Origin of the sequence: Methylobacterium ajmalii (assembly GCF_016613415.1) — a bacterium.
Taxonomy (GTDB): Bacteria; Pseudomonadota; Alphaproteobacteria; order Rhizobiales; family Beijerinckiaceae; genus Methylobacterium; species Methylobacterium ajmalii.
Genome location: NZ_JACWCT010000031.1, coordinates 1 through 10,635 on the forward strand (window position 1 = coordinate 1; position 10,635 = coordinate 10,635).

The window sequence follows — 10,635 nt, forward strand, 5'->3', positions numbered from 1 at the left end:
TGGCGCTCGCGGCGGCCCGCGGCGTCATCCCGGCGGCCGAGGCCGAGGCGGCCCGGGCCGAGCCGGTACCGCGCGGGCGAAAACCCTTCCCGATGCTGGCCCCCCACGCCGCCGAGGCCGCCCTGGCGCAGGAGCCTGGCCGGGCGGTGCATCGCCTGACCCTCGATGCCCGGCTGCAGGCCCGGCTCGAGCCGCTGGCGGCCGAGCGGGCGGCGGCGCTCGGGCCCGGCCTGTCGGCGGCGCTCCTCGTCGTCGACAACGCCACCGGCGAGGTGCGGGCCCAGGTCGGCAGCGCCGGCTACCTCGATCCGGCCCGCGCCGGCGCCATCGACATGACCGGAGCCGTGCGCTCGCCGGGCTCGGCGCTGAAACCCTTCGTCTACGCCATGGCGTTCGAGGCGGGCCTCGCCCATCCGGAGACCCTGATCGAGGACCGACCGTCCCGGTTCGGCGCGTCCTACGCACCGGAGAACTTCGACCTCACCTTCCAGGGCACGGTGACGGCGCGGCGCGCGCTGCAGCTCTCCCTCAACGTGCCGGCGGTGGCGCTGATGGAGGCGGTGGGCCCCGCCCGGTTCATCGCCCGCCTGCGCGGCGCCGGTGCCGCCATCGCCCTTCCGCGGGACGCCGCCCCCGGCCTGCCGGTGGCGCTCGGGGGACTGGGCATCACGCTCACCGACCTCGCGCGGCTCTATGCCGGGCTCGCCCGCGGCGGCGAGGTGCCGGTGCTGATCCGGCGCCTCGACGGGCCGGCGCCGCCCGAGGCGGTGCTCCCGCGCATCGCCGAGCCGGTGGCGGCCTGGTACGTCGCCGACACCCTGCGGGGCACGCCCCCGCCCGAGAGCGCCCTGCCCAACCGCCTCGCCTACAAGACCGGCACCTCCTACGGCTACCGCGACGCCTGGGCGGTGGGATTCGACCGCCGGGTCACCGTGGCGGTCTGGATCGGGCGGCCGGACGGGGCCGGGGTGCCGGGCCTCGTCGGGCGGGTCGCGGCCGCCCCCCTGCTGTTCGACGCCGTGGCGCGGATCGGGGGCGAGCCCGAGCCGGTGCCGCGCCCGCGCGACGCCCTGGTGGCGGCGACCTCCGCCCTGCCGCCGCCGCTGCGCCATCTCTCCCGCGAGGCCGGTCCCGTCGACCGCCTGCGCATCGCCTACCCGCCGGACGGGGCGCGGATCGACCTCGGCGCCGCGGAAGGCCCGCCCGCCGGCCTCGCCCTCAAGGCGCTCGGCGGCACCCCGCCGCTCACCTGGCTCGTCGGCGGCCTGCCGGTGACCGAATCCGACCGCCGCCAGGCCGAGTGGCAGCCCGACGGCGCCGGCTTCGTGCGGATCTCGGTGCTCGACGCGACGGGCGCGAGCGACAGCGTGATGGTGCGGATCGAGTAGCCCGATCACGTTTTCGACAGATTGGCCCAGGGTCAGCGGGGGATCGTTTCGCCCCCCGCCCCGTTCCCCCCTGGTGGAAGCGTGGCGGAGCGTGGGCGCCGCGTGGGGTTGGAGGCGCGTCGCATGGCGGATCGGCGAGACGGTCGCACGCAGATCTTTCCGGTGAAGCCGGCCCGGGTCCAGGCCGCCGAGACCCCCGGGGACGGCCTGGCGGCGCCGCTCGTCATCGCGGCGGTGATCGTGGCGGCCCTGTATTTCGGCCGCGAGATCCTGATCCCGATCGCCATCGCGGTTCTGCTCAGCTTCGTGATCGGGCCGCTGGTGGCGCTGCTGCGCAAGCTGCGCCTCGGCCGGCTGCCCTCCGTCGGCGTCGCGGTGCTGCTGCTGCTCGCCGTGGTGGCGGGCTTAGGCGGGCTCATCGGCATGCAGCTCGCCGACCTCTCGACCGGGCTGCCGCGCTACCAGCGCACCATCGCCCAGAAGGCCGAGAACCTGAAGGCCGGCCCGCTCGGCGACGTCGCCGGGTATCTGCGCAGCATCAACCACCAGATCCAGCAGGCCGGCGCGCCGGAGCAGAAGCCGGAGGAGAAACCCGAGACCAAGCGCGCCGCGCCGCCCGCGGTGCAGAACCCCGACAAGCCGGTGCTGGTCGAGATGCGCGACCGCGAGCCCGGCCCGGTGGAACTGGCCGAGAAGGTGCTGGCGCCGGTGCTCTCGCCGCTCGCCACGCTGGGCATCGTCTTCGTGGTGCTGCTCTTCATCCTGGTCCAGCGCGAGGACCTGCGCGACCGGATGATCCGCCTCGTGGGATCGAGCGACCTGCACCGCACCACCGTGGCGATGGACGACGCGGCGCTGCGCCTGAGCCGGTTCTTCCTGGTCCAGCTCGCCCTGAACGCCGGGTTCGGCCTCGTCATCGGCGTCGGGCTGTGGCTGATCGGCGTGCCGAACCCGATCCTGTGGGGCATCTTCTCGGCGCTGATGCGCTTCGTGCCCTATATCGGCGCCTTCCTGTCGGCCCTGCTGCCGCTGGCGCTCGCCGCCGCGGTCGATCCGGGCTGGAACATGGTGCTGGCCACCGCCGCCCTGTTCATCGTGCTCGAGCCCTTGGTCGGCCAGTTCATCGAGCCGCTGCTCTACGGCCACTCGACCGGGCTGTCGCCCTTCGCGGTGCTGGTCTCGGCCCTGTTCTGGACCTGGCTGTGGGGACCGGTCGGGCTCCTGCTCTCGACGCCGCTCACCGTCTGCCTCGTCGTGCTCGGCCGCCACGTCGACAAGCTCGAATTCCTCGACGTGCTGTTCGGCGACCGCCCGGCCCTGACCCCGGTCGAGAACTTCTACCAGCGCATGCTGGCCGACGACCCCGACGAGGCGCAGGAGCTGGCCGAGGCGATCCTCGCCCAATGCTCGCTCTCCTCCTACTACGACGAGGTGGCGCTGAAGGGCCTCCAGCTCGCCGCCACCGACGCCCGCCGCGGCGTGCTGACCGAGAGCCAGCTCGACCGCATCCGCGTCGGCATCGCCCAGCTGATCGAGGACCTGTCGGACCGCGACGACGCCGCGCCGGAAACGAAGCCGACGCTTGCCGGGCGCCTCCTGTCGGGAAGCCGCGACGAGGAAGTGCCGTGCGAGGCCGCCCCCGCGGTGCCGGACGCACCGGCCCCCGACGCCCTGCCGGAGGCGTGGGCGCGCGAGGGCGCGGTGCTCTGCATCGCCGGCCGCGGCCCCCTCGACGAGGCCGCCTCGATGATGCTGGCCCAGCTCCTGGGCAAGCACGGCTTCGGCACCCGGGTGGTGCCCTTCGAGGACGTCACGCGCTCGCGGATCGGCACCCTCGACGCCGAGGGCGCCCAGATGGTCTGCATCTCCTACCTGGAGATCAGCGGCACGCCGGCCCATCTGCGCTACCTCGTCCAGCGGCTGCGCCGCCGCGCCCCGGAGGCGCAGGTGCTCGTCGGCCTGTGGCCGGCGGACGACGCGGTGCTGACCGATCCGGGCGCCCGCGCGGCGCTCGGGGCCGACCACTACGCCGTATCCCTGCGCGAGGGCGTCGAGGCCTGCCTGGAGGCGGTGCGGGATGCGCCGCGCTCCGCCGCCCCCGGCGAAGCGGCCCACGCGCCGCCCCATGCCGCGCCCCCCGGGGCCGCCCTGCCGGCTCCCGGCCGGGAGCCGGTGCCGGCCGAGGCCTGAGGGCTTGACGCCGGGGCCCCGGCACCCTTTCGATCCGGGGCATGCCGGCCCTCCGGGCCGGGCGAGCGGGAAGCGGGGACAAGCATGAGCGTGGTGGATTTCGCGCGGTTCGTGGACGAGCTCGCCACCCAGTCGGGCCAGGCCATCCTGCCCTTCTTCCGCGCCGCCTTCGCCACCGAGGACAAGGCCGCGGGCCATGCCGCGTTCGACCCGGTCACCGAGGCCGACCGGGCCGGCGAGGCGGTGATGCGCCGGCTGATCGCCGCCAGCTTCCCCGACCACGGCATCCTGGGCGAGGAATTCGGCGCCGAGCGCGCCGATGCGGACTACGTCTGGGTGCTCGATCCGATCGACGGCACCCGCGCCTTCATCGCCGGCCTGCCGACCTGGGGCACCCTGATCGGGCTCACCCGGGGCGGCGTGCCGTGCTACGGCCTGATGAACCAGCCCTTCACCGGCGAGCGCTTCTACGGCGACGGCGAGGCCGCGCATTGCCAGGGCCCGCACGGCACCCGCCGCCTGCTCACCCGGCGCAAGGGCGAGCTGTCGGAGGCGGTCCTGCACACCACCGACCCGCGCCTGTTCGGCCCCGGCGACCGGGAGGCCTACGACCGGGTCGAGGGCGCCGTCCGCCTCGCCCGCTACGGCGCCGACTGCTACGCCTACGCGATGCTGGCGGCGGGCCATATCGACCTCGTGGTCGAGGCCGGGCTGAAGCCCTACGACATCGTGGCGATGATCCCGGTGATCGAGGGTGCCGGAGGCGTCGTCACCACCTGGGAGGGCACCTCCGCCGCCAAGGGCGGGCGGATCGTGGCGGCCGGCGACAAGCGGCTGCACGCGGCGGCCCTGGCGCTCCTCAATTCCTGACGGTCGGCGGCGCGAGCGGGAGGCGCGCCGGCGGCTCACCAGCCGCCGTCGCGCGGATCGCTCCGCATGGTCGCCGGGGCGGCGGGGAACGCGCCTCCGCGCATCGCCTGCGGCGGCGCGAGCGATGCCTCGAACGCGTCGACGAAATCCGGGTCCAGCCGGTCGGGCGCCATGCCCCGCAGGATTCCGAGCGCGTCGGCGTGGGGCATCGCCGGGCGGTAGGGCCGGTGCTCTGTCAGCGCCGCGTAGATGTCGCAGACCGTCATCAGCCGGACGAGGTCCTTGACCGCCTCCTTGGCCAGGCGGTCGGGGTAGCCGGACCCGTCGAGCATCTCGTGGTGGTGGCGCGCCGCCTGCAGCACGACCGGATCGCGCATCCCGGAATCGCGCAGGATGTCGTAGCCGATCGCGGCGTGCCGGCGGACCAGGGCCATCTCGTCCTCGGTGAGCGCGCCGGGCTTGGCCAGGATCGCGGCCGGGATGCGGGCCTTGCCGATGTCGTGCAGCAGCCCGGCCCGGACCAGGGCGACGCAATCGCAGGCCGGCAGCCCGAGATGGTGGCCGAAATTGGCCGCGAGACCGGCGACGTGCATCGCATGCTGGACGGCGTCCTGGCTCGGATGGCCGTGGACCAGGGCGAGCCAGGCCTGGACGCCGCCATCCTGGAGCACGCGCATGACCGGGTAGACGAGGTCGTCCACCGGAGCGAGGGCGATGCGTCCGCCGGCCGCCTCGTCGAACAGGCGCGACACCCCCGCCCGCGTCCGCTCGAAGATGCGGCCGAACAGTAAAGCGCTCATCCTGCAACTCCCCGAGGCGCCTGCGCGGTCTCCGTCGGCCGGTGGGAGCGATCCTAGATCGGCCCGTCGCGCATGGACAGCGGGTTCCCGGGCCGCTGTCAGGCCACGGCGGCCCTCGGCTCGCCCTGGGTCTCCGGCGCCGTGTCCGGCAGCGGGGCCGCCGTGCCCGGCACGAACGCGTCGAAGGCGGCCCAGAACTGGGCCCGGATCGCGTCGCGCTCCATCAGGATCTCGTGGCGGGCGCCGCGCAGGGTGATGGTGCGGCCGGCGGCGAGCCGGGCCGCGAAGCGCTCCGCCGCCGGGGTGCTGCAGACCGGATCGGCGCCGGCGGCCACCACCAGGACCGGCAGGCGGATGCCGAGGGCGTAGCGCGGATCCTCGAAGCGGCGCATCGCCCGGAAGGCGGCGGCGAGCCAGCCGACCGTGGGATCGCCGATGGCGCCGGCCCCGACCGCCAGCGCCGCGGCGGCGTTGCGGGCGTAGCGGACGGGATCGGCGGTGAGCCGGTTGTTCGGAAACGGCTTGGTGGCGATCGACACTGCCGAGCCGCCCGGCACGTAGCGACGGCCGAGGCCGAGGAGCCGCAAGGCGGCGGCGAGGCGCATCGCCGCCTTGGGCCACCGGATCATGCAGATCGCCACCATCGGGGCGAGGGCCACCAGCCGGTCGAAGGGCAGCCAGCCCTCCCGGGCGGCGGACAGGCAGATCGCGCCGCCCATCGAGTGGGCGAGGCCGAAGAACGGGCGCGGCATCCGCCCCTCGAGCACCTGCACCTCCACCGCCGCGAGGTCGAGCCGGTACTCGGCGAAATCGTCGACGTGGCCCTTGTGCGGGTCCTCGACGGTGCGGTCGGAGCCGCCCTGCCCTCGCCAGTCGAAGGCGACGACGTGGAAGCCGCGCCCGCGCAGCTCCGCCACGGTCTCGAAGTACTTCTCGATGAACTCGGCCCGGCCCTGCACCAGGCAGACCGTGCCGTGCACCACCCGCGCCGTCGGCGCCCAGGTGGCGACCCGCAGGGACAGGCCGTCGGCGGTCCGCACCGACAGGAGCGTGGCGCCCGGCGGGATCGGGTTGTCGGGCGTGGCGAGCAGCGGCACTGTCACGAGAGGGCCTCTGAAGCTGTCATCCGCCGCATCCTGGCACGGCATCCCCTAATAAGTGGGGCAGAACCTGCGCCCGTCCGGGCCTCCCGAAAAAATTCGCGAAACCCAGTCGGCGCCGGCCTTGACCAGTCTAGAGGCCACCCCAATATGCGAGGGGCGCCGGCCGATACGGCGGCGCGCAAGACCGGGACCGGCCCTCGCGGCGGTCCTTCAAGACTACATATTGCTTCAGACGGAGAATATGTCATGCGTCAGTTCGATCTCGCTCCCCTGTACCGCTCGACCGTCGGCTTCGACCGCCTGTTTTCGGCCCTCGACCAGTTCGTGACCTCGGATGCGGCCCCGACCTATCCGCCCTACAACATCGAGCGCACGGCCGAGAACGCCTACCGGATCACCCTCGCGGTGGCCGGCTTCACCGACCAGGACCTGTCGATCGAGACCCGCGAGAACGCGCTCACCGTGAAGGGCGAGCGCAAGGGCGAGGCCAAGCAGGCCGAGTTCCTGCACCAGGGCATCGCGGCCCGCGGCTTCGAGCGGCGTTTCCAGCTCGCCGACCACGTCCAGGTGACGGGTGCGGTGCTGGAGAACGGCCTGCTCCACGTCGACCTCGTCCGCGAGATCCCGGAGGCCAAGAAGCCGCGCCAGATCCAGATCGCCTCGGGCTCCCGCCCGCAGTCGATCGAGGGCAGCGTCCAGCAGGCGGCGTAAGCCGTCCCGCCCGCCGACAGGAGGAGCGCCCCGGCCGCCCGGCCGGGGCGCTTCGCCGTGTCCGCACTCCCGGCGCACGGAACCGCTCCGTCGTCCGGGACAACGTGCGTCAGGGCAGCAGGTGGGTGCCGTGGGTCAGCGCCGCGCCGGCCCGCAGGGCGACGGCGACGAACACCGTCTCGGCGATCTCCTGCTCGGTGGCCCCGGCCTTCTTGGCGGCCTCGCGGTGCACTTCGAGGCAGTACGGGCACTGGGTGGTCAGCGCCACCGCCAGCGCCATCAGTTCCTTGTACTTGCGCGGGATCGCGCCGTCGGCCAGCGCCGCCTTGTCGAGGGCCTCGAAGGCGCCCATCGCCTCGGGGGCGAGGCTCTTGAGGGCGGGCAGCTTCTTCAGGTTCGCGGCATCGTACATCGGCGTGCTCTCCTCCCGGCCTGCCGGGTCCGCCGGCCGCCCTCGATCGGGGCGGCTTCGGCACCGGAAGTGGTAGAGCATCGCGAGACCGCTGCCCAATGGGCTGCGCTCATGCCTGGCCTGCCGGGCCGGGGATCCTCTTTCGGGGTCAGAGGTCCCCGAAGGCGAGCTGGGCCGTCGCCGGGCGCTTGGAGGGCTTGCCGGTGCCCTTGTCTCCGCCCTTGCCCGCTCCCTTGGCGCTCCTGGCCGCGCCGCTCTTGGCCGCGGGCCGGCGCGCTCGCTTCGGCTCGGTGCCCTGGATGCGCGCCTTGCCCTTGTCGCGGGCCACCGCCTCGGGGGCGGCCTGGTCGCCCGAGAGCCACTTGCCGCGCTTGATCACCTCGTTCACCCGGCCCTGGTTGACGCCGAGCTTGAAGGCGATCTCCTGCTGGGTCATCTCCGTCGAGCCGTGCAGCTCGAGGATCTCGCGGGCCAGCTCCGGCGTCATCTTCTTGCCGACGATCCGGCGCCCCGGCTTCACCACGCGGTTGGCGCGGTCGCGCTCGCGCAGGCGCTCGAGAATCGCCAGCGCCATCTGCATGCCGTTCTCGCGCAGGGCTTCCTCGAATTCCTTCAGCGTCGCCATCAGGACCGAACTCCGCTGTCACGCTCCGGCAGGGAAACGGCGCCGGTCGGGGCTGGTTGCCACCGTGCACAGGTCATCCACGGTTTGTGCGCGTCCTGTTCCGGGTTGGCAACCGCCCGCCGGGGGCCATCCACCGCTCTCGCGCCGGCGGGTTGGACAAGGCCGGCGGCTTCGCGCATGGCTGTCGGCACCGGCGTTTTCGCGCATGGCCGCCGCATGCGGCCTTGGCACCGCGGCAAGGGGGACGGGATGGTTCTGGAGATCGCGCAGATCGAGGTGAAGGCCGGGCACGAGAGCGCCTTCGAGGCCGGCGTCGGCCGGGCGGCGGAGCTGTTCCGCCGCGCCAAGGGCTGCCGCGGCATGGAGCTGCAACGCTCGGTCGAGGTGCCGACCCGCTACCGGCTGATGGTCCGGTGGGAGACCCTGGAGAACCACACCGTCGACTTCCGCGAATCGGCCGACTTCCAGGCTTGGCGCGCCCTGGTCTCCGAGCATTTCGCCGCCCCGCCGCAGGTCGAGCACACGGTGCTGGCGGTCCAGGGCTTCTGAGGAAGCCGGCAGCCTGTGGGGGCCGTGACACGGCGGCCCCGACTCGCTACTCGCGGATGTGACGCTTCTCGTACCCACGGCACCCGAGATGGCCCGACCCATGGCTCGACGTCCCCTGCGCATCGGCACCCGCGGCAGCCCGATGGCGCTCGCCCAGACCGGGATGGTGCGCGACCGCATCGCGGCCGCCCATCCCGACCTCGCCGAGCTCGGCGCGATGGAGCTCGTCGTCGTCACCACGGTGGCCGACAAGGTGCTCGACCGGCCGCTCTCCGAGATCGGCGGCAAGGGCCTGTTCACCAAGGAGCTGGAGCAGGCGCTGCTCGCCGACGAGGTCGACATCGCCGTCCACTCGATGAAGGACGTCGAGACCTGGCTGCCGGACGGGCTCGTCATCGCCTGCATCCTGGAGCGGGACGACCCGCGCGACGCCTTCCTGTCGCCGCACGCGGCGCGCCTCGCCGACCTCGCGCCGGGCAGCCGGGTCGGCACCTCGTCGCTGCGCCGCGGCGCCCAGGTGCTGGTGCACCGGCCGGACCTCCGGATCGTGCCCCTGCGCGGCAATGCCAACACCCGGATGAAGCGGCTCGAGGAGGGCGCCTGCGAGGCCACCCTGCTGGCCATCGCGGGCCTGGAACGCCTCGGCCTCGCCGACCGGGCCCAGGAGATCCTGCCGGTGAGCGCGATGCTGCCGGCGGTGGCGCAGGGCGCGCTCGGCATCGAGTGCCGGGCCGGCGACACCGCGGTGATCGAGCGGCTCCAGGCGGTCGCCTGCGCCCGCACAACCATCGCGGTCGGTGCCGAACGGGCCCTGCTCGCGGAGCTCGACGGCTCCTGCCGCACCCCGATCGCGGCGCTGGCCCAGATCGACGGCGACGCCCTCACCCTCGACGGGATCCTGTTCCTACCCGACGGCAGCGCCCACTGGGCGACCCATCGCACCGGTGCGGTCGCCGACGCGCTGGCGATCGGGCGCGAGGCGGGCGCCGAGCTGAAGGCCAAGGCCGGCGAGACCTACCGGGCGAAGCTGCAATAGGCCGAGCCGGGGCTGCGGCGCGGACCGATCGCGTCCGGTCCGGGCACCGGCGGGGGCGGATCGTCGTTGGGTTCTCCTGAACGAGCCGGGCCCGTCGCCCGGCACCCCTTCGAGAAAGGCCCGGCCCATGCCCGCAATCCCGCGCCCCGTCCTGCTCCTCGCTCCCCTTGTCCTCATCCCCGTTGTCCTGGCCGCCGCGACGGTGCCGGCCGGGGCCTCCGACCTCGACCGCTACCGCTGGAAGTCCCGGGTGCTGGTGATCGCCGCCGAGGACGGGGATCCCCGGGCGGCCGCGCAGGCGCGCATCGCCGAGGCCTCCGCGATGCGCGAGCGCGACCTCGTGGTGGTGCGGGCGATCGGGGACGGAAGGGAGGCCGCCGCCCTGCGCCGGCGCCTCGGCCTGCCGGCCACCGGGTTCCGGGCGGTGCTGGTCGGCAAGGACGGCGGGCAGAAGCTCGTCGCCGCGGAGCCGATCCCGGCCGAGACCCTGGTCGCCACCATCGACGCGATGCCGATGCGCCGCGAGGAGGCGGCGGGACGGCGCAACTGAGCCATGGCGACCGGCCGCACGAAAAAGGCCGCCCCGGCGGGCGGCCTTTCCGGTTCGAGTGATCCCGCTCAGTAGCAGCGGGTCACGAGGACGCGGCGGTAGCCGTAGGGCGTCCAGCGCACCCGGGGCACCTCGTAGCAGCCGCCGCCATAGCCGTAATCGTAGCCGCCATAATAGCCGACCGGGGCGTAGCCGCCGCCGTAACCATAGCCGTAGCCGCCGTAATACGGGGCGGTGGCCGCTGCGAGGCCGAGCCCGACGCCGAGCCCGAGGCCCGCCGCGCCCCAGCCGAAGCCGCGGCGGTAGCCGTAGCCCCCGCGCCAGCCGCCGTATCCGCCGCGCCAGCCGCCATAACCGCCGCGCCAGCCGCCGCCGAAGCCGGCCTGGCGGTAGCCGAAGCC

11 protein-coding genes and 1 pseudogene are annotated in these 10,635 nt (G+C 74.0%); 7 read left to right on the forward strand and 5 right to left on the reverse strand.

Annotated features, from left to right (window positions below):
* The 3 genes from HPY23_RS05860 to hisN form a co-directional block, all read left to right on the forward strand.
* On the forward strand, positions 1-1,388 hold a 1,388-nt coding region (locus HPY23_RS05860; RefSeq protein ID WP_200649574.1), incomplete at its 5' end, for a penicillin-binding transpeptidase domain-containing protein.
* A 123-nt stretch (positions 1,389-1,511) separates the two neighbouring features.
* Positions 1,512-3,578: an AI-2E family transporter gene (locus HPY23_RS05865; RefSeq protein WP_091881648.1), complete on the forward strand. Its 2,067-nt coding sequence runs from the start codon at positions 1,512-1,514 to the stop codon at positions 3,576-3,578.
* Between the two features lie 84 nt (positions 3,579-3,662).
* A complete protein-coding gene (gene hisN, locus HPY23_RS05870; RefSeq protein ID WP_060846992.1) occupies positions 3,663-4,448 on the forward strand; it encodes a histidinol-phosphatase in 786 nt (261 codons plus the stop codon).
* 35 nt (positions 4,449-4,483) lie between these two features.
* On the opposite strand, the gene HPY23_RS05875 is transcribed toward hisN, so the two are convergent.
* Positions 4,484-5,248 (reverse strand): HD-GYP domain-containing protein, encoded by a 765-nt coding sequence (locus tag HPY23_RS05875; protein WP_091881646.1) that lies wholly within the window; start codon positions 5,246-5,248, stop codon positions 4,484-4,486.
* A 98-nt stretch (positions 5,249-5,346) separates the two neighbouring features.
* Positions 5,347-6,396: an alpha/beta hydrolase gene (locus HPY23_RS05880; RefSeq protein WP_175539835.1), complete on the reverse strand. Its 1,050-nt coding sequence runs from the start codon at positions 6,394-6,396 to the stop codon at positions 5,347-5,349.
* 201 nt (positions 6,397-6,597) lie between these two features.
* Between HPY23_RS05880 and HPY23_RS05885 the strand changes: the two genes are divergently transcribed.
* A complete protein-coding gene (locus HPY23_RS05885; protein WP_060846989.1) occupies positions 6,598-7,062 on the forward strand; it encodes an Hsp20 family protein in 465 nt (154 codons plus the stop codon).
* Positions 7,063-7,171: 109 nt separating this feature from the next.
* On the opposite strand, the gene HPY23_RS05890 is transcribed toward HPY23_RS05885, so the two are convergent.
* Together HPY23_RS05890 and HPY23_RS05895 are read right to left on the reverse strand one after the other, a co-directional pair.
* Positions 7,172-7,474 (reverse strand): carboxymuconolactone decarboxylase family protein, encoded by a 303-nt coding sequence (locus HPY23_RS05890; protein ID WP_060846988.1) that lies wholly within the window; start codon positions 7,472-7,474, stop codon positions 7,172-7,174.
* Positions 7,475-7,622: 148 nt separating this feature from the next.
* Positions 7,623-8,099 carry an RNA polymerase subunit sigma-70 gene (locus HPY23_RS05895; RefSeq protein WP_091881641.1) on the reverse strand — a complete coding sequence of 159 codons (477 nt, stop codon included), beginning with the start codon at positions 8,097-8,099 and terminating at the stop codon, positions 7,623-7,625.
* Between the two features lie 249 nt (positions 8,100-8,348).
* Between HPY23_RS05895 and HPY23_RS05900 the strand changes: the two genes are divergently transcribed.
* From HPY23_RS05900 to HPY23_RS05910, 3 genes are all read left to right on the forward strand, one after another.
* Positions 8,349-8,648, forward strand: a complete 300-nt coding sequence (locus HPY23_RS05900; protein WP_060849338.1) for an antibiotic biosynthesis monooxygenase family protein — start codon at positions 8,349-8,351, stop codon at positions 8,646-8,648.
* Between the two features lie 100 nt (positions 8,649-8,748).
* Positions 8,749-9,684 (forward strand): hydroxymethylbilane synthase, encoded by a 936-nt coding sequence (gene hemC, locus HPY23_RS05905; RefSeq protein ID WP_091881637.1) that lies wholly within the window; start codon positions 8,749-8,751, stop codon positions 9,682-9,684.
* 127 nt (positions 9,685-9,811) lie between these two features.
* On the forward strand, positions 9,812-10,234 hold the full coding sequence (locus tag HPY23_RS05910) for a DUF4174 domain-containing protein (RefSeq protein WP_091881635.1): 423 nt from the start codon (positions 9,812-9,814) through the stop codon (positions 10,232-10,234).
* A 68-nt stretch (positions 10,235-10,302) separates the two neighbouring features.
* Here the strand turns inward: HPY23_RS05910 and HPY23_RS05915 are convergent.
* Positions 10,303-10,635: pseudogene (locus tag HPY23_RS05915) on the reverse strand (hypothetical protein); the annotation flags it as partial.